Annotated in this window: 19 protein-coding genes; 15 read left to right on the forward strand and 4 right to left on the reverse strand. The window is 51.2% G+C overall.

Translation table 11 applies throughout. The features are described from left to right. Nucleotides 1-62: 62 nt before the first annotated feature. The 4 genes from P0Y67_RS00750 to P0Y67_RS00765 all read right to left on the reverse strand — a co-directional run bounded on the left by P0Y67_RS00750 (nucleotide 63) and on the right by P0Y67_RS00765 (nucleotide 3,698). Nucleotides 63-818, reverse strand: coding sequence for an ATP-dependent zinc protease family protein (locus P0Y67_RS00750; protein ID WP_218383301.1), 756 nt, complete (start codon nucleotides 816-818; stop codon nucleotides 63-65). A gap of 102 nt (nucleotides 819-920) precedes the next feature. Next, entirely contained in the window at nucleotides 921-1,895 is a 975-nt protein-coding gene (gene cmoB, locus P0Y67_RS00755; RefSeq protein WP_342390312.1) for a tRNA 5-methoxyuridine(34)/uridine 5-oxyacetic acid(34) synthase CmoB, read from the reverse strand. Between the two features lie 30 nt (nucleotides 1,896-1,925). Further along, a complete protein-coding gene (gene cmoA, locus P0Y67_RS00760; protein WP_218383031.1) occupies nucleotides 1,926-2,654 on the reverse strand; it encodes a carboxy-S-adenosyl-L-methionine synthase CmoA in 729 nt (242 codons plus the stop codon). A 168-nt stretch (nucleotides 2,655-2,822) separates the two neighbouring features. After that, complete coding sequence (locus P0Y67_RS00765; protein WP_342390313.1) at nucleotides 2,823-3,698, reverse strand: DUF72 domain-containing protein; 876 nt, start codon at nucleotides 3,696-3,698, stop codon at nucleotides 2,823-2,825. A gap of 298 nt (nucleotides 3,699-3,996) precedes the next feature. On the opposite strand from P0Y67_RS00765, the gene aspS reads away from it, so the two are divergent. The 15 genes from aspS to tolB all read left to right on the forward strand — a co-directional run bounded on the left by aspS (nucleotide 3,997) and on the right by tolB (nucleotide 19,002). After that, entirely contained in the window at nucleotides 3,997-5,784 is a 1,788-nt protein-coding gene (gene aspS, locus P0Y67_RS00770; protein ID WP_342390314.1) for an aspartate--tRNA ligase, read from the forward strand. Between the two features lie 172 nt (nucleotides 5,785-5,956). Further along, the gene (locus tag P0Y67_RS00775; protein WP_342390315.1) at nucleotides 5,957-6,700 is read left to right on the forward strand and encodes a YebC/PmpR family DNA-binding transcriptional regulator; all 744 of its coding nucleotides are present in this window, start codon (nucleotides 5,957-5,959) and stop codon (nucleotides 6,698-6,700) included. Between the two features lie 5 nt (nucleotides 6,701-6,705). Continuing rightward, complete coding sequence (gene ruvC / locus P0Y67_RS00780; protein WP_027253444.1) at nucleotides 6,706-7,227, forward strand: crossover junction endodeoxyribonuclease RuvC; 522 nt, start codon at nucleotides 6,706-6,708, stop codon at nucleotides 7,225-7,227. Between the two features lie 170 nt (nucleotides 7,228-7,397). Continuing rightward, complete coding sequence (locus tag P0Y67_RS00785) at nucleotides 7,398-8,855, forward strand: methyl-accepting chemotaxis protein (protein WP_342390316.1); 1,458 nt, start codon at nucleotides 7,398-7,400, stop codon at nucleotides 8,853-8,855. A gap of 102 nt (nucleotides 8,856-8,957) precedes the next feature. Beyond that, complete coding sequence (gene ruvA, locus P0Y67_RS00790) at nucleotides 8,958-9,578, forward strand: Holliday junction branch migration protein RuvA (RefSeq protein WP_342390317.1); 621 nt, start codon at nucleotides 8,958-8,960, stop codon at nucleotides 9,576-9,578. A 10-nt stretch (nucleotides 9,579-9,588) separates the two neighbouring features. Then, nucleotides 9,589-10,602 carry a Holliday junction branch migration DNA helicase RuvB gene (gene ruvB / locus P0Y67_RS00795; RefSeq protein ID WP_027253441.1) on the forward strand — a complete coding sequence of 338 codons (1,014 nt, stop codon included), beginning with the start codon at nucleotides 9,589-9,591 and terminating at the stop codon, nucleotides 10,600-10,602. 1,043 nt (nucleotides 10,603-11,645) lie between these two features. Further along, nucleotides 11,646-13,229, forward strand: coding sequence for a cytochrome ubiquinol oxidase subunit I (gene cydA / locus P0Y67_RS00800; RefSeq protein ID WP_342390318.1), 1,584 nt, complete (start codon nucleotides 11,646-11,648; stop codon nucleotides 13,227-13,229). Nucleotides 13,230-13,254: 25 nt separating this feature from the next. Then, on the forward strand, nucleotides 13,255-14,391 hold the full coding sequence (gene cydB / locus P0Y67_RS00805) for a cytochrome d ubiquinol oxidase subunit II (RefSeq protein ID WP_342390319.1): 1,137 nt from the start codon (nucleotides 13,255-13,257) through the stop codon (nucleotides 14,389-14,391). Between the two features lie 11 nt (nucleotides 14,392-14,402). Then, nucleotides 14,403-14,522 (forward strand): cytochrome bd-I oxidase subunit CydX, encoded by a 120-nt coding sequence (gene cydX / locus P0Y67_RS00810; RefSeq protein ID WP_342390320.1) that lies wholly within the window; start codon nucleotides 14,403-14,405, stop codon nucleotides 14,520-14,522. Then, nucleotides 14,494-14,820 (forward strand): cyd operon YbgE family protein, encoded by a 327-nt coding sequence (locus tag P0Y67_RS00815; protein WP_342390321.1) that lies wholly within the window; start codon nucleotides 14,494-14,496, stop codon nucleotides 14,818-14,820. The genes cydX and P0Y67_RS00815 overlap by 29 nt, the downstream gene beginning before the upstream one ends. A 221-nt stretch (nucleotides 14,821-15,041) precedes the next feature. Beyond that, nucleotides 15,042-15,446 carry a tol-pal system-associated acyl-CoA thioesterase gene (gene ybgC, locus P0Y67_RS00820; RefSeq protein WP_342390322.1) on the forward strand — a complete coding sequence of 135 codons (405 nt, stop codon included), beginning with the start codon at nucleotides 15,042-15,044 and terminating at the stop codon, nucleotides 15,444-15,446. Next, complete coding sequence (tolQ, locus tag P0Y67_RS00825; protein ID WP_027253435.1) at nucleotides 15,447-16,133, forward strand: protein TolQ; 687 nt, start codon at nucleotides 15,447-15,449, stop codon at nucleotides 16,131-16,133. It abuts the gene before it with no gap. A 4-nt stretch (nucleotides 16,134-16,137) separates the two neighbouring features. Continuing rightward, complete coding sequence (gene tolR, locus P0Y67_RS00830; protein ID WP_342390323.1) at nucleotides 16,138-16,587, forward strand: protein TolR; 450 nt, start codon at nucleotides 16,138-16,140, stop codon at nucleotides 16,585-16,587. An 8-nt stretch (nucleotides 16,588-16,595) separates the two neighbouring features. Then, entirely contained in the window at nucleotides 16,596-17,642 is a 1,047-nt protein-coding gene (gene tolA, locus P0Y67_RS00835; protein ID WP_342390324.1) for a cell envelope integrity protein TolA, read from the forward strand. Between the two features lie 13 nt (nucleotides 17,643-17,655). Beyond that, nucleotides 17,656-19,002 (forward strand): Tol-Pal system beta propeller repeat protein TolB, encoded by a 1,347-nt coding sequence (tolB, locus tag P0Y67_RS00840; protein WP_192015263.1) that lies wholly within the window; start codon nucleotides 17,656-17,658, stop codon nucleotides 19,000-19,002. Nucleotides 19,003-19,030 lie beyond the last annotated feature (28 nt).

A 19,030-nucleotide genomic window follows, 5' to 3' on the forward strand; every position in this document is an offset into this window, starting at 1 on the left:
AACGAAACGATGAAAACGAAAATGGGGCAATGACAAGCTGTCATGCCCCAAACTGAAAACGGTTATCGCCCTTGGATGAATTGCTTACCGACATCAACCAGTGCGACGTCTTTAAAGAATTCCCGCCCAAGCAACACCGGGTATGTCATCTGTGTTCGGTCTGCCAGGGTAAACTGTGCTTTCTCATGCAATTTGCCGAGTTTAAGCCACATTTCAACCACCGGGCGCCGCTCGGTATCGTCGGCGGAAGACTGGCGGATTTTCACCCAGCGGACAATCGGGGCTTCCACGATTTGGTCGGCTGGCTGATTCTCTTCCCCGCTGTGGCTGAGATTGAATTTGGCCCACTGTTTGCCATCCCGTTCAAAGATCTGGACATCCAGTGCGTTGATCGAAGAAGTTGTCGCACCCGTGTCAACCCGTGCTTTAAAAAAGGATTGCACTGAGTCCAGCCAGATCCATTCTTCTTCACCCAGGATAACTTTGCCATGGGCAGTTTTAGGATCGATATCAATAGTTTTTTGTGGTACCGGCACTATTTTTTTCTCAACAATGACTTCAGGTTTAGACGATGAAACAGAAGCAACTTTATTCAGTTCTTCTGACATTGATGATAGCTCTTTTTCTAACTTAGCAATGTTTTCATTTTGTTCGTTTATTTGTTGTGACATGCGATTAAGTCGAAAATGGACATTGGTTTCCATCATCTCAATCGCAGTCAGTGTATTTGTTTCCCGCTGCGGGCTGGGTTCGGTTTTCAGCATTGAGCAGCCGGAAATAAATGTCAATGCAATAAAGGTTACGCTGCGGCCAAGCATGCTCACTCCCAAAAGTGGATATAGTGTAATTCTTAGTTTTTCTTTAGGGGGCCGTAGTTTAGCGTACAAAAAAGGATGCGGGTAGCACCCTTTTGTTAACACTTAGTCAGGATTTACGGCAACCAGCACAGCGCGTCGGGGGGCCGGGTAGCCTTCAATCGTTTTTGACGGGTCTTGCGGGTCGAGATATTCCGGCAGTGAATTATTTGTCATCCAGTCGGTAGAACGTTGCTCATCTGTGGTGGTGACACTTTCATCAACAATCCGCACATCGACAAAACCGCTTTTCTCCAGCCAGACTTTCAGGGCTTTGGCAGAGGGAAAAAAGTAGACATTGTGCATCTGAGCATAACGGTGACCTGGAACCAGTACCGCATTTTCATCGCCTTCAATCACTAAGGTTTCTAACACCAGTTCACCGCCTTTGCGCAGCTGGTTTTTCAGCTGCAATAAGTGATCAAGCGGCGAGCGGCGGTGATAGAGCACACCCATACTGAAGACGGTATCAAACGCTTTCAGTTCCGGCAGTTGTTCGATGCCCAGCGGTAGCAGGTACGCACGCTTATCCTGGCCCATCAGGCGACGGATCGCCTCGAACTGAATCAGGAACAGGTTTGAAGGATCGATCCCGACCGTCAGTGCGGCCCCTTCACCCAGCATACGCCACATGTGGTAGCCGTTGCCGCAACCGACATCCAGCACTTTACGGTGCTTGAGCGGAGAGATGTGCGGCAGAACGCGATCCCATTTCCAGTCGGAACGCCATTCGGTGTCGATGTGAATACCGTGGATATGGTACGGGCCTTTGCGCCAGGGATGCAGCAGACGCAATAAGCTTTCCAGGCGTTTTTGCTCACCATCGGCTACCGGTACTTCATTCATGATACTGACTTGGGTTTTCAGGTCGATAAAGTCCGGCTTATCGGCAGGAAACTTCTTCAGCGCCCGAACCCAGCGGGCCATGTCGCCGTGCTGGGCGGTTTCCCAGTCGGATAATTGCTGCGGCAAAATGTTAAGCCAGGGACGCAGTTGCTCGTCATTGGCCAATAAGCGATAGAATTCTGAAAAGCTAAACATGGAGCGTCAAAGTTACCTTAAATTCGTTAATTACTTGATGGCAAACATAGAGCCGAAGTTGAAGCACTGGAACCAGACTTCTACGCTGCGAAAGCCAATATCGGACAAACGCTCACGGTGGGCCGGAATGCTGTCCGGGCGCATGACATGCTCAATGGCGCTGCGTTTCTGGCTGATTTCCAGCTCGCTGTAGCCGTTGGCGCGTTTGAAATCGTGATGCAGATCGATCAGCAACTCGTGCGCCTGGCCGTTCTCAAAGACATATTTCTCCGACAGGATCAGAATGCCGCCCGGACGCAGGCCGGCATAGATTTTTTCCAGCAACTGGCGGCGATCTTCCGGTGCCAGAAACTGCAGGGTGAAATTCAGCACCACCACAGAGGCATTGTGAATATCCACATCCCGGATATCCGCTTCAATAATGTCTGCCGGCGTGTCGGAACGGTAAGCGTCAATATGCAGACGGCAGCGCTCTACCATGGCGCGGGAGTTATCGACGCCTATGATTCTACAACCGGGTTGTTTGATATGACGACGCATGGACAGCGTGGCAGCGCCAAGTGAACAGCCCAGATCATAAATCGTGGAATCCGGCATGGCGAAGCGCTCGGCCAGCATGCCAATGGCGGAGATGATATTGCTGTATCCCGGCACAGAGCGTTGGATCATATCCGGAAATACTTCGGCGACGCGTTCGTCAAAGGTAAAATCACCCAACTTATCGATCGGGGCGGCGAACAAATTGTCGTGGCCAGCCATTATCTCTTCCTCACACCTGATATCTGAATCTCGCACGGTTCCTTCCGGCATACCTCGCCGCACGGCGATTTATGGCTATGGGGAGTCCTTCTCCCGCTGAAAAGGCGCGTATTGTAGATAAAATAGCGCCAGTTGTCTTGTGGATTTACAGGGCAGGTCAGGCAGGGTTCAGAGCAGCGACACCTGGTCGCCACCTTGCGGCAATTTCAGCTCGGGCAGGTGCCACGCAGTGTCAGCTAATAGTTGTGCCAACTGGCGATGAAGCCGGACGGCCAGTTCCGGGGCAAAGTCGTTGTCGGGCGTATGAATGAACAGATAAGGCTGGCGGCCTTCACTCAGCCATAAGGGAAGACGCTGTAACCAGTTGGCAAAAAAGGGATCGTTGGCATCAAGATCCGGATGACCAATGAAACGCACCACAGGGTGCATGGCGGTTGCAATGGCATGAACCGGCACTCTGGGTTTTTTCTGGTGGGCATCAATGACCGCCTCGCTGGTGGCGGGGGCCGAAAAAACCGGGCGAGTGTCCATGATAATCCGGTTGGCCTGATGCTCGATAAGCAACCGGTTTAACGCTTTTTCTTCTGCGCCTTTGCTGAAAAAGGCCGGATGGCGGACCTCAACCCCAACCGTCAGATCTGACGGCAGCTGTTTAAGAAAAGCGGAGAGCGCAGGCAGCTCTGCCGGTCCGAAGCTGGCGGGTAACTGAATTTTCCAGATGCCGGTTTTTTCTGCCACAGGCGCCATGACATGGAAAAATTCCCCCAGCTGGCCCTGGCAGTGCATCAGCTTATATTGATGGGTGATGGTTTTTGGCAGCTTGAAGGTGAATCGAAAATCGTCCGGTGTGGCATCCGCCCAGTTCTGTACAGTGGCCGGCTTGGGCGTGGCATAGAAGGTGGTATTGCCTTCGACAGTGGAGAAGGTTTCTGCGTACCGGTTTAATCTTTCGGTGGAAGGACAGCCGCGGCCATAAAGGCTACGTTGCCAGGGCGCATGTGACCACATTGCCATGCCGATCTTTAGGGGTGAAGAAAAGGGCATTGAAAAACCTTAGTGAATACTTTTTATCCGTCTGGATAAGGGGCTTGGCTGACATTGTGGAGAATATCCCGCCATTCGGTCAACATTCACGACTGGAATCAGGCTATTTTGCTTGATTTACGCCAGAGGTTTTTCCTACAGTGGTGTTTTTCATTTATAATACCGCGTTATTTTTATTTCGGACGTCAGTCAGGCCGCAGCCGGACACTGAAGATGGCCGAAACTGGCACAGTTGGTGTCTGTCATACCATTTTGGGCGGACACACAGGATTGTAAGTAAACAGATCGGGAAATTCTTATGCGCACCCAATATTGTGGTCACCTGAACAAGTCCCATGCGGGACAAACCGTTGAGCTTTGCGGCTGGGTAAACCGCCGTCGTGATTTAGGCGGTCTTATTTTCATTGATATGCGAGATCGTGAAGGTATCGTTCAGGTAGTGGTTGACCCGGATATGAAAGATATCTTCGAGGTGGCGAACCAACTGCGCAATGAATTCTGTATCCGTCTGACCGGTGAAGTCCGTCAGCGTCCGGACAGCCAGGTCAACAAAGACATGGCGACCGGTGAAGTGGAAGTGATTGCCAAAGGCCTGGAAATCATCAACCGTTCCGATGTGCTGCCGCTGGACTTCAACCAGAAGAACACCGAAGAGCAACGCCTGAAATTCCGCTATCTGGACCTGCGTCGTCCGGAAATGAGCGACCGTATCAAACTGCGTGCGAAAGCATCCAGCTTCGTGCGTCGCTTCCTGGATGAAAACGGCTTCCTGGATATTGAAACACCCGTCCTGACTAAAGCGACACCGGAAGGTGCCCGTGACTATCTGGTCCCTAGCCGTGTGCACAAAGGCAGTTTCTACGCATTGCCTCAGTCACCACAGCTCTTTAAGCAGTTGCTGATGATGTCTGGTTTTGACCGTTACTATCAAATCGTCAAATGTTTCCGCGACGAAGATCTGCGTGCAGACCGTCAGCCTGAATTTACCCAGATCGATATTGAAACCTCGTTCATGACCGCCGATCAGGTGCGTGCCGTGACTGAGCGCATGGTTGCCGATATGTGGAAAGAGCTGCTGAACGTGGATCTGGGGTCTTTCCCTGTCATGAAGTACGAAGAAGCGATGCGCCGTTACGGGTCGGACAAGCCCGATCTGCGTAACCCGCTGGAGCTGGTGGATGTGGCCGATATCCTGAAAGATGTGGATTTCAAAGTCTTCGCCGGCCCTGCCAATGATCCGAAAGGTCGTGTGGCCGTGCTGCGTGTACCGGGTGGTGCGGAACTGTCCCGCAAGCAAATTGATGAATACACCAGCTTTGTCGGTATTTACGGTGCAAAAGGCCTGGCATGGATGAAGGTCAATGACCGCGCAGCCGGTTTTGATGGCGTGCAGTCACCTGTGGCGAAATTCCTGAACCAAGACATAGTGGCCCAGCTGCTGGAGCGCACTCAGGCCGAGTCTGGCGATATTCTGCTCTTTGGTGCTGATCGCAAGAACGTGGTTGATGAAGCGATGGGTGCCCTGCGTCTGAAGCTGGGTAAAGACCTGAAACTGACTAACGATTCGGCATGGGCACCTCTGTGGGTGGTTGACTTCCCGATGTTCGAAGAAGACGAAGAAGGTAATCTGCATGCGATGCACCACCCGTTCACCTCGCCGCTGAATATGACCGCGCAAGAGCTGGCGGCCAATCCTGCAACAGCAGTCTCCAATGCCTACGATATGGTACTGAATGGCTACGAAGTGGGCGGTGGTTCTGTGCGTATTCACAACGCAGACATGCAGGCGGCAGTATTCAACATTCTGGGTATTGACGCGCAAGAGCAGCAACTGAAATTCGGCTTCCTGCTGGACGCACTGAAATTCGGTACGCCGCCGCATGCGGGTCTGGCGTTTGGTCTGGATCGTCTGGTCATGCTGCTGTGCGGCACTGAGAATATCCGTGACGTGATTGCCTTCCCGAAAACAACGGCGGCAGCATGTCTGATGACAGATGCGCCAAGCCTGGCTAATCCTGCCGCTCTTGAGGAGCTGGCCATTGCGGTGAAATTAGCCGCGAAAGACGAACAAAATACCGAAGCCTGATTAATCAGGCTTATCCGGGCTGGCAGCTCTGCCAGCCCGATCACTCTTCAAGACATTGCAGTATGCTTCATACCATCTGATGTACGATCTCTCGCCGTGTTCTGAACAGTGATCAGCGCCTCCCAGTGACGCAGAGCTGGGACAACACCCTCTATAAATCCGGAGCATTGTTATGGCAGGTCATAGTAAGTGGGCCAACATCAAACACCGTAAAGCGGCGCAAGACGCCAAGCGTGGCAAAATTTTCACCAAGTTAATCCGAGAAATCGTGGTGTCGACCAAAGAAGGCGGTCCTGAAACGGAAAGCAACCCGCGCCTGCGTGCTGCTGTCGATAAAGCGCTGTCCAACAACATGACGCGTGACACCATTAACCGTGCCATCAGCCGTGGTGCCGGCGGTGAAGGTGACGACAACATGGAAACCGTGATTTACGAAGGATACGGCCCGGGCGGCACTGCTGTGATGGTTGAATGTATGACGGACAACCGCAATCGCACGGTATCCGGTGTGCGCCATGCGTTCAGCAAAGCGGGTGGTAATCTGGGCACAGACGGTAGCGTTAATTACCTGTTCGAGAAAAAGGGTGTGATTTCCTACGCCCCGGGCCTGGATGAAGACGCCGTCATGGAAGCGGCCCTGGAAGGGGGTGCCGATGATGTTGAAACCAATGATGATGGTTCTATCGATGTCTACACCACACCGGCGGATTTTGGCCCGGTGAGAGATGCGCTGGATGGTGCCGGGTTCGAAGCTCAAAACGCAGAAGTAACCCTGATTCCGTCAACCAAGGCCGAGCTGGACGCGGACACCGCGCCAAAACTGCTGCGTCTGATTGATGCGCTGGATGATCTGGATGATGTGCAGGAGGTATATCATAACGGGGATATTTCCGACGAAGTGGCGGAACAGTTGTAATATCAATGGCCATTATTTTAGGGATAGACCCAGGCTCCAGAATCACGGGATACGGTGTTATCCGTCAGGTGGGCAGGCAACTTGAATATCTGGGCAGCGGTTGTATCCGCACCAGCTGTGATGATATTCCGGGCCGGTTGCATCAAATTTATGCCGGGGTCACCGAAGTGATCACTCAGTTTCGCCCCGATGACTTTGCCATCGAAGAAGTCTTCATGGGCAAAAATGCCAATTCTGCACTGAAACTCGGGCAGGCACGCGGCAGCGCAATTGTTGCAGCCGTGAATGCCCATATCCCCGTCAGCGAATATGCGGCCAGGTTGATTAAACAGGCCGTGGTTGGCAAGGGCAGTGCCGATAAAGTACAGGTTCAGCACATGGTCTGCCATATGCTGAAATTACCGGGTAAGCCTCAGGCGGATGCGGCAGATGCTTTGGCGGTGGCCATCTGTCATGCTCATACCCACAAAACCCTGGTGGCGATGGCAGGCCAGGCATCGGGTTCGAAACGGGGACGATACAGATAGTCACACGCTGTTAAGTCACCATATCAATATCCCTGTCAGGCATGTGTTCTGTTGGACGGATCAAAAAAAGCAGCCTTGTGCTGCTTTTTTCTTTGTTAATTCATTGTTAACTGAATATAGTGGTCGGAGCTGTTGGATAGTTCATATATAACAATGACAAGGATAACAAAATGTCCCCAGTCGCTTTTTGGCGCGGCCTGTTTTTGCCCTCTTCACACCAGTGGCAGGGAGAGCAAGTCCGCCTGGTTGATACCCTGCTATTTTTCACCCTCATCTCGTTTTTCGTCGGCTTGTACAGCTGGATAAAATGGTCGAGCCACGCCCATACCAGTTTGATTATTACGTCTATTACACTCATCGGATGCGAAATACTGGCCGGCTTGGTTGTACGCTGGCTGAAACAGATTGAGCTCGCGGTCAATCTGGGTTTTCTCGGCATGGTGATCCATGCCGTGAATATTGTCTATCAAAGTGGCGGTATTGTTGTTTCCACTCAGGCATTCTGGATGCCGCTGCTGATTGTGGCGTTTTTCCTGGCGGCCAAAGCGGTCACAGCCATGGTCTGGAGTGCGTTGGTCGTAGTGATCTCTGGCTGGATGATCAAGGAATCTCTGGCCGGCCACGATTTTCCTCATCTGGTACTGACGCCGTCAGCAGAACGGCTGGAAACCTGGTCTGGCTTATTACTGCCTTTGATTGTGATAGGTATCGCGCAGGCCTTTACCGTGCGTCAGCGAGAAAGCGCGCTGGTGAAGTCGTCAGAGGCGGAACGGGCCAGTGCTACCTTGGCAGAGCAAGCCAAAAAAGGTGAACAGGCGCTGGGCAGCATTATGGATCGTGCCAGTGATAATGCTAGTCAGCTGGCACAGCTAGCTGATGATTTGGAACAGCAGTCTGATGCGCTGCATCATCAGGTGAAAGATCTCAATCAAAACTGCCTGTCACAGGCCAGTGCGGCAGAGCAGATGAGTCAGCAACTCGGGCAGATGACAGAAGGGCTGGATGAATCAGACCGTTCTGTGACCGAATTGCGCCAGCGCAGCCGAACCATAGAAACTCAGGCTCAGCACAGCTCGGCATCGCTGAATGCCTCGACCGAAGCTATTGCCCGCATCCTGCACAGTAATAATGAAGTCATGTCGGCTGCTCAGCTGATCACTGCCGTTGCCGAACAAACCAATCTGCTGGCACTGAATGCGGCGATTGAAGCCGCGCGAGCCGGGGAGTCGGGACGAGGGTTTGCCGTGGTCGCCGATGAAGTCCGTAAGCTGTCTGCCAAAAGTAATGCTTCCGCCACAGAGATCCGCAGCTTGCTGGAGAAAAGTAAAAATGAAGTGCAGCAGGGACAAAAAGTCATTCATGCCACGGCGACCGAGCTGGGTGGCATTATTGCCGAGATCACAGGTCTGTCTGAGGATGTTAACCGGCTGGCCGATACCCTGAGTATTCAGGTCCAGTCACTGAAAGAGCTCAATCAGGTCAGCACCGAAGTGGCACACAGCGTGGTGCAGACTAATCAGGTCTCGGATCAGGTGGCCCAGCAGGGCGCCGAGCTGGCCCACAGAGTTGAAACCTTAAAAGGACTCGCCGACAGCCTCAATGCGCTGGTGTCACGCCATCAGGCTTGATCTTGTCTGTCATTTGTTGCGACATCCTGATAAAGCGCTGGATATCCATCCAGCGCTTTATTATGCTAGAGCCAATTTAATTTGCGAGATAGAGGCAAGGCAGTGATTGGCCGATTACGAGGAATCATAGTAGAAAAACAGCCACCGGAAGTGGTGATTGAAGCCGCCGGAATCGGGTATGAAGTTCAGATGCCGATGAGCTGTTTTTACGAATTGCCGCAAGCGGGGCAGGAAGTCACCATTGCGACCCACTTTGTGGTGAGAGAAGACGCCCAGCTGCTGTACGGTTTCAATAAGAAAAGTGAGCGGGATTTGTTTCGCGAAGTCATCAAAGCCAATGGAGTCGGGCCAAAACTGGGTTTAGCCATCTTGTCTGCGTTGACGGCCAGCCAGTTTGTGCTTTGTGTGGAAAATGAAGATATTTCTACCTTAGTGAAGATCCCCGGCGTCGGTAAGAAAACGGCAGAACGCCTGCTGGTTGAAATGAAAGACCGCCTGAAAGGCTGGGGCGAGGGCGATCTCTTTACTCCAGCGCTGGATACCGCAGCCAGCCAGGCACAGTCTGCCGCTTCCGATAAGAACCGGGCGGAAGATGAAGCGGTGAGCGCCCTGATAGCGCTGGGCTATAAACCTCAGCAGGCTTCTAAAGTGGTGGCTCAGGTCGCTAAGGATGATATGCCAAGTGAAGCCATTATCCGTGAAGCCCTGCGCTCCATGGTGTAAGTGAGATTGTATGATAGAAGCTGATCGCCTGGTGTCGGGAAGTTATCCGGTTAACCGCGAAGAAGAGGTCATAGACCGTGCCATCCGCCCGAAATTACTGCAGGATTATCAGGGCCAGGATCATGTCCGGGGCCAGATGGAAATTTTTATTCAGGCTGCGAAACTGCGTGCTGAAGCGCTCGATCATCTGCTGATTTTTGGCCCGCCCGGATTGGGTAAAACGACACTGGCCAACATTGTTGCAAACGAAATGGGCGTCAGTATCCGCACGACCTCTGGTCCTGTGCTGGAAAAGGCCGGTGATCTGGCGGCACTGCTGACCAACCTGGAAGAAAATGATGTGCTCTTTATCGATGAGATCCATCGTCTCAGCCCTCAGGTGGAAGAGGTGCTCTATCCGGCAATGGAAGATTATCAGCTTGATATCATGATTGGTGAAGGGCCGGCGGCACGGTCTATCAAGATAGATCTGCCCCCTTTTACTCTGGTGGGCGCGACAACGCGTGCCGGTTCGCTGACCTCACCGCTGCGCGATCGTTTTGGGATTACCCAGCGGCTTGAGTACTACAAAGTGGCCGATCTGCAAGATATTGTCCAGCGCAGCGCCCGGTGCCTCGGGTTGTCTATGGTGCCGGAAGGGGCGCTGGAGATTGCACGCCGTGCCCGTGGCACACCGCGTATCGCGAACCGGTTGTTGCGGCGCGTACGGGATTTTGCTGAAGTGAAGAGTGATGGTCATATCAGCGAAGAAGTGGCAAGTCAGGCGCTGGATATGCTGGATGTGGACAGCAGCGGTTTTGATTATATGGATCGAAAACTGCTGATGGCGATTATTGACAAATTCATGGGCGGTCCGGTCGGGCTGGACAATCTGGCGGCCGCTATCGGCGAGGAAAAGGATACGATAGAAGATGTGCTCGAACCCTATCTGATCCAACAGGGTTTTTTGCAGCGCACACCCAGAGGACGGATCGCGACCCATCGCGCTTATCTGCACTTTGGTCTGGATATCCCCAACAGCTGATATAACAGATAATCAAATGTTAAAAACGGAGCCCAAGGCTCCGTTTTTGTTTGTTTTTTACCCATGGCTTTCTCGGCTAAACCCGGCTGAGTCATCTAATATCATTAACATTTCCCGGATAAGTTTGTGAGTCAGACGGGTCAAATTCTGACGCTTTTAATAGCCTGAATGCTGGCAAAGGTCTAAATGGCTGAGGCTGGCCAGGTGTGGCGGATTTTTCTCTCAGGCCTGGCCTGGGAAGCAATTGTTTAAAACTTGGACATTGATGCAGTAACCAAACCAGGAAATGTTAATAGGAATATCTTCATCTTCGCTCAAGTGTCACAGTTGGTATGTCTGCCAGTGTGGTGATACCTGCAGTGTGCAGTCGTCGTCTTGTTTTTCTTTTTGGATTAGAAAAAATAATCTAAATCCCGGGGTGGTTTTATTTTAATTGCACTGTTTTTACGCTGGTTTAATGGTGTTGTCTTGTGTGCTCAAGTCGTTTTTGGCCTGCTGCTTTACTGAGAAAAATTACCCGTTTTTTGTTGTGGTTTTAGAAGCTGCCAAGGTGATTAAATTTGCATTTTTTGTAACTTTATAATTGAAAAATCACATTTATTTAAAGTGTTAGCTACAAAGCTATGCAATTGAGAGAAGTTTGATCTCGCGCATGGAAAACACTTATCTATACGATTTAAATCGCAATCTGCTTAGCGAATCAGCGCGTTTTTTTTAAATACCTTTGAACCTGTGTGGCGAAGTCAGTAGTATTAGTTTCAGCTTAACCGGTTGTGGTTTTACATTAAAATCTATAATTCGAAACAAGTCTGCAACATCCAGTTTGGCGAGTAAATCGCTGGTCAGAAAATGATGTTGTGAAACAGGCAGGCGTGTTCGCTGACGTTTTGCGCAGCCTAACGATGGATAACGCGTTGTCGGGTTATCAATCAATGATTGCTGAAATTTTAACCAATTGACGGTAGTCTTGAAGAATACTTGCTGGGCGTGCTCGATCAACTATGTCGTACGTTGCCGGGAGACTGGCGACTCAAGGAGTTATCATGTTTGATATCGTCGAACTATCGCGGTTACAGTTCGCTATGACTGCGATGTACCACTTTTTGTTCGTCCCGCTGACTTTGGGCATGGCGTTTCTGCTCGCCATCATGGAGTCTGTGTATGTGATGACCGGAAAGCAAATCTACAAGGACATGACCAAGTTCTGGGGTAAGCTTTTCGCCATTAACTTTGCACTGGGTGTAGCCACCGGACTGACCATGGAATTCCAGTTCGGCACGAACTGGGCCTACTATTCTCACTACGTCGGCGACATCTTTGGCGCCCCGCTCGCAATTGAAGCGCTGATAGCCTTTTTCCTTGAATCCACTTTTGTCGGCTTATTCTTTTTTGGTTGGGACCGACTCAGTAAGCGTCAGCACTTAACGGTGACCTGGCTGGTGGCTCTGGGCTCAAACTTCTCGGCATTATGGATTCTGATAGCCAATGCCTGGATGCAAAACCCGGTCGGCGCTGAGTTTAATTTCGAAACCATGCGCATGGAGATGGTGAGCTTTGCCGAAGTGATCCTTAACCCGGTTGCTCAGGTGAAATTTGTTCACACTGTGGCATCAGGCTATGTCACTGGCGCCATGTTTATCCTGGGTGTCAGTTCTTACTATATCCTCAAAGGTCGTGATCTGCCGTTTGCCCGTCGTTCATTCGCGATTGCGGCTTCTTTCGGTATGGCCTCTATCCTGTCTGTGATCATTTTGGGTGATGAATCCGGGTACGAGCTGGGTGATGTCCAAAAGGCAAAGCTGGCCGCGATTGAGGCTGAGTGGCACACCGAAGAAGCGCCGGCGGCTTTCACCTTGTTCGGCATTCCGAACCAGGAAACCATGCACACGGATTACGCCATTAAGATCCCCTATGTGATGGGTATTATTGCTACGCGTTCATTTGATACTGAAGTCACGGGTTTGCGTGATCTTAAAGATGAGCACGAAGTGCGTATCCGTAACGGTATGGAAGCCTACGGCTTGCTTGAGAAACTGCGTGCGGGTGACAAAACGCCTGAAAATGTCGCCGCGTTCGATGCCGTGAAAAATGACCTGGGTTATGGTCTGTTGCTGAAGCCTTATACCGACAGGGTAGTGGATGCCACCGAAGAGGATATCGCGCAAGCGGCGGCCGATTCATTGCCTACCGTTTGGCCGTTATTCTGGGCCTTCCGTATCATGGTGGGTTGCGGATTTATCATGCTGGGCGTGTTTGCTGCGGCATTTATCCAAACCTGTCGTCATAAAATCACTGAGAAGAAATGGGTGCTCCGCGCGGCGCTGTACGCCATCCCGCTACCTTGGATCGCCATTGAAGCCGGCTGGTTTGTCGCTGAGTACGGTCGTCAACCTTGGGCGGTGGGTGAGATTTTGCCTACAGCGATGGCGGCGTCCAATGTGGCCGTGTCGGATGTGCTGACGTCGATGGCTGTCATTATTGCTCTGTATACCTGTTTCCTGATTGCGGAAGTCTACCTGATGCTGAAGTTTGCCCGTCTGGGTCCAAGCAGTCTGAAAACCGGGCGCTATCATTTCGAACAGAATGTGGCACCGCATGACTTAACTGACAACCCGGTCATGAAGTGATCCGAGACGGACAGGAGAATTAAAAATGTTTGATTACGAAGTGTTACGTCTTATCTGGTGGCTGCTGATTGGTGTCTTGTGCATCGGTTTTGCAGTGACAGATGGATTCGATATGGGCGTCGGTGTTCTCACCAACATTATTGGTAAAACAGACACCGAACGCCGCATCATGATTAACTCTATCGCACCGCACTGGGACGGTAACCAGGTTTGGTTGATCACAGCCGGCGGCGCCTTATTTGCGGCCTGGCCACTGGTCTATGCGACGGCTTTTTCCGGGTTTTATCTGGCCATGGTGCTGACACTGGCGGCCCTCTGGCTCCGCCCTCTGGGCTTTGATTACCGCTCGAAAATTGAAGATCCAAAATGGCGTAACCTGTGGGACCGTGCGATTTTCATCGGCAGCTTCGTTCCGCCTGTGATCTTTGGTGTGGCTTTTGGCAACCTGCTGCAAGGCGTGCCTTTTGTGCTGAGCGATCTGCTGATTCCGACTTATAAGGGCTCGTTTTTCGGCCTGCTGAATCCCTTCGCTTTGCTCTGCGGCGTTGTCAGCCTGGCGATGATAGTGACACAGGGCGCGGTATACCTGCAGATGAAAACCACAGACGAGCTGCATGAACGTGCGCGCAACATTGCGCCGATCACAGCGTTAATGACCTTGGTCGCTTTTGTGCTGGCCGGATTCTGGGCGAAAAACCTGGAAGGGTATGTGGTCGCGTCTGAGCTTGCAAAAGATGCAGCGTCAAACCCGCTCAATAAAGAAGTGATCCGCCAGACTGGTGCGCTGATGATCAATTTCAATGCTCAGCCGCTGCTGTGGATTGCTCCGGCACTGGGTATTGTGATGCCGCTGCTGACGATTCTGGCATGCCGCATTGAACGGGCCGGGTTTGCTTTCCTGTTCTCCAGTCTGACCATGGCGGGCATTATTCTGACTTTCGGCTTTGCAATGTTCCCGTTCATCATGCCATCCAGCGAGATTCCGAACCACAGTCTGACACTCTGGGATGCAACGTCCAGTGAGCTGACGTTGAACATTATGACAGTGGTGGCTTTTGTCATGGTGCCCATCATCCTGGCTTATACCTGCTGGTGTTATTACAAAATGTTTGGTCGTCTCGATAAGCAATATATCGAAGACAATAAAAATTCACTGTACTAAGGAGACTGACTATGTGGTATTTCGCCTGGATTCTGGGAGTCCTGTTAGCCTGCTCTTTCGGTATCATTAACGCCCTTTGGTTAGAAACGACAGAGAATATGGATGACAACAGTCAATCAGACGGTGAGTAATCGCATCGACCTCTGGGTCAGAACAAGCCATGCCTGGTTGGCGCACAGTGTGTTACGTGTGCTGGCCCTGAGCATGGGACTGGTAACCGGCGCTCTGGTGATCTGGGACCCAGTCTTGTTCGCCGAGGAGATAGGAGGCTTTGGCCCTGTTATTTCTCCGGCTCTCATCTGGTCTTGCTGTACCGCGATTATCTTCGGGGTCGGTTTTGTGCCTCGCCGGTGGTACTGGCAGCTGTTTTTCACGCCTTATGCCGCTTTACCCATATTGGCGGGTATTCTTTGGCTCCGTTTGAGCTGAAAGCATGCATGTTACGACACAGCCCGCTGAGAATAGCGGGCTGAGTTTTATGTGGCAGTAATTCCCGGAAATACCGACAAGATCAAAAATTGAAAGGAAATAATACATGCTGAAAGTCAGGGGTTTCATTCTCTAAATTAACTCCGGTATAGTTATTGCTGGATTACCTTCTGACGTCATTTTTTTGGCGTTGGTTATGCATCATCATTAGTGGTATTGGGATGACGGAAGAAAACGCCTTTGAATGGCCAATCACTATTTATATTGAAGACACGGACACTGGCGGCATTGTTTATCATGCCAATTATCTCAAGTTTTTTGAGCGTGGCAGAACGGAACTATTCAGGAGCTTTGGGGTCAGCTTACAGGACATGTTAGAGCAAGGTTTCAGTTTCGTGGTGCGCCATCTTGAAATTGATTACCTGAAAGGTGCGAGATTAGACGATCAGCTTAAGGTTCGTACCTGGCCGTTAAAGGTGCGTAAAGCCTCCATCGAATTTTGTCAGATTTTAGTAAACAATGAGGGCCAGTGCTTGTGTAAAGCTACTGTTCAGGTAGCCTGTGTCGACCCTCATTCAATGAAACCCATTGTGATACCAGAACATATACTGTCGGAGATAGCCTAAGTGAGTGCTGAACTTTCTATTCTGGATTTGTTTTTGCAGGCGAGCCTGCTGGTCAAAATTGTCATGCTGATCCTGCTGGGAATGTCGGTCATCTCCTGGGCGATGATTGTGAAACGTTCACAGATATTGTCTCAGGCAGCCTCAAAAGCCGAGCGTTTTGAAGACCGTTTCTGGTCTGGCATTGATTTATCTCATTTGTTTCAGGAAGTGCAGAGCCGTAAAGACGATCTGAGCGGAACGGAACAGATTTTCTACGCCGGCTTTAAAGAGTTTGCCCGTTTGCACCGTAATAATGGCAAAGCGCCTGAATCTGTCATGGAAGGGGCTGGCCGTGCGATGCGTGTCTCGCTGTCACGGGAAGTGGAAGAAATGGAAACCAATCTGCCGTTTCTGGCCACTGTGGGTTCAATCAGTCCTTACATCGGCCTGTTCGGTACAGTATGGGGCATTATGCATGCCTTTATTGCGCTGGGCGCTGTGAAGCAGGCAACCCTGGCGATGGTCGCTCCGGGTATTGCCGAAGCATTGGTTGCAACGGCGATGGGCCTGTTTGCCGCTATCCCGGCCGTGATGTTTTATAACCGCCTGACCAACAAGGTTGCCAAACTGGAGCATAACTACGCCACCTTTATGGAAGAGTTCTCCAGCATCCTGCACCGTCAGGCGTTTGCTGCTAACCAGGAGTAACAGCATGGCGGTTTATCAACCGAAAAAGCGCAAGATGACGGCGGAAATCAATGTGGTTCCGTACATTGATGTGATGCTGGTGCTCCTGATCATCTTTATGGTGACCGCGCCCTTTGTCACTCAGGGGGTGGATGTCGAGTTACCTGCCACGCATACGGCAAAAACGGCCGCTGAGCTGGCCGGTGAAAACGATAGCGGGGCGCCTATCATTGTCGAGGTGGATAAAGATGGTCAGTTGGGTCTGAGCGTCAATAACGATGACATGATACGTGGCCTGCAATTGACTGAGCTGCTGACGCGCGTTAAAGCCGAATTGCAGCTTAATCCGAAAACGCCCGTTATGGTGGGCGGAGATGCCAGAGTCCCTTATTCAGCGATTATCGAAACGCTGGATGCCTTGAATCAGGCAGGTGTCGGCTCTGTGGGTCTGATGACTGAGCCATTGGAGCAGTAGGGAAATAAATGAAAAACAACAACTATACAGTTGCCATCATCATTTCGTTATTTTTCCATGCTGTATTGTTTGCTGCTCTGATTTGGGGAACGGATTTTACAATGGCCAATCCTAAGCCAAAGGGTTCGACCATTCAGGCCGTTGTCGTTGATCCTGCTTTGGTCAATCAGCAGGCCCGCCAGTTTCGCGAGCAGCGAGATGCGGCGAAAAAAGCCGAACAAGAACGTCTTGAGCGCCTTGAGCGTCAGGCGGTGGCACTGGAGCAGCAGCGTCAGGCTGAAGAAGAGCGCATTCGCAAACTGAGAGCGGACAAGCTCCAGGCTGAGAAAGCGGCGCGTGAAGCAGATGCGGAAAGGGCTCGCATTTCTCGTGAAAAAGAAAAAGCAGCCGAAGAAAAGCGTCAGGCGGACGAACAAGCGAAGCTGGCTCGCGAAGAAGCGAAAAAAGCCGAAGCGGATCGCCAGGCTAAGTTAAAAGCCAAGCAGGAAGCTGAAGAAGCAACGCGTAAAGCTGAAATTGCGCGTCAGCAGAAAATTGAAGAACAAAAGCGGGCGGAAGAAGCGGCTCGCCAGGCAGAAGCTGATCGTAAAGCTAAAGTAGCGGCGAAGAAGAAAGCGGAAGAAGAAGCGCGTAAAGCAGAAGCTGCCCGTAAAGAAGCCGAACGTAAAGCGAAAGAAGCACAAGCACTGCAGCGGCAGCAGGAAGCAGCCCTTAATGACATGTTTGCCGGCCTGGAAGCGGAAACTGAGCAACGCGGTAGTGCGAAAGGGCAGTTCATCGCGGATGAAACTGCCCGTTACGGCGAAATATATAAGCAGATGATCCAGCAAAATTTGCTGTTTGATCAAAATTTCTCGGGTAAAGAATGCAACCTGCAAATGCGACTGTCAGTGAGCGGCCTGCTGCTGGATGTGTCGGATGTGGGGGGCGATACAAGTTTGTGCCGCGCGGCAAAAGCGGCCGTTGTAAAAGTCAGCCAGTTTCCCATGCCAGAAGATCCGGCAGTGGTGGAAAAACTGCGTTCAATTCGCTTAACCGTGAAGCCAGTAAGTTAAGAGGGAAAGCTAAATGAAACGTTGGATTTTGGGCTTGTGTGCCGCCCTGCTCACCATGAGCCAACTGGCGCACGCTGAACTGGAACTGGTCATTACTGAAGGTGTCGATTCGGCACGCCCAATCGGTATTATTCCCTTTCAGTGGGAAGGTGGTGGTGCGGCGCCTGTTGATATGGCGTCGGTTATTGCCTCGGATTTACGTCGCAGTGGCAAATTTAGCCCTGTCGCCCCTAATGCTATGCCGCAAACGCCGACCAGCGAAGCAGATATTAATTATGCCGCCTGGACAGCATTGGGTGTGGATGCGCTGGTAACAGGCACTGTCAGCAAGAATGCTGATGGTAATTATGTCATCAATTACCAGCTGATTGACGTGGTGCGCGGTCAGCTCACCAATGGCGAGAGCCGTGGGCTGGAAGACGGTAAGCTGGTTCAGACCAGTGATCACGTTTTGCTGAACAACCGGGCGACAGTCAGAACCAACCGTCTGCGCCAGTATGCTCATCGCATTTCGGATGTGGTTTATGAAAAGCTGACCGGTGAAAAAGGGGCGTTCCTGACGCGGATCTCTTACGTGGTCATTGACGATAACTCGGATTATCCGTACCAGCTTCGCATTGCTGATTACGATGGTTATAACGAACAACTGGTGTTGAAATCCAAACAGCCGCTGATGTCGCCATCCTGGTCTCCTGACGGCAACAAACTGGCTTATGTCAGCTTTGAAAATCAGCAGTCCCAGATTTTTATCATGAACATTACGAATGGCACCCGTGAAATGGTCGCCTCATTCCCTAGACACAATGGTTCACCGCGTTTTTCCCCTGACGGGAAGAAACTGGCCATGGTCTTGTCGAAAAGTGGGAGTTTGCAAGTCTACGTAATGGATTTACAAACTAAAGCGATGAAACAGGTGACGGACGGGCGTGCAAACAACACTGAAGCGTTTTGGGATCCAAGCGGTCAATCTATGATTTTCACGTCAGACAGAGGTGGTAAACCTCAGATATATCGAGTAAATTTAGCTGACGGTTCGACTGAGCGTCTGACATGGCAAGGATCGCAAAATCTCGGTGGTCAGCTGACTCCAGATGGCCGTTATTTGGTAATGGTGAACCGATCGGACTCGGGTTACAACATTGCCAAACAGGATTTGAAAACAGGTGCTGTACAGATTTTGACGAAAACATTTTTGGATGAATCTCCAAGCATTGCCCCAAATGGTGGCATGGTGATCTACAGCTCGGTCAATAACAAATCCAACGAGTTGTCTCTGGTATCAATAGATGGTCGTTTTAAGGCTCGTTTACCAGCTACCAGTGGGCGAGTAAGAGCGCCATCTTGGGGACCGTTCTTATAGGGTTCACTGCAATATAGCGATAAATAAG

The sequence above is a fragment of the Photobacterium sp. SP02 genome (assembly GCF_038519165.1).
Classification (GTDB): domain Bacteria; phylum Pseudomonadota; class Gammaproteobacteria; order Enterobacterales; family Vibrionaceae; genus Photobacterium; species Photobacterium halotolerans.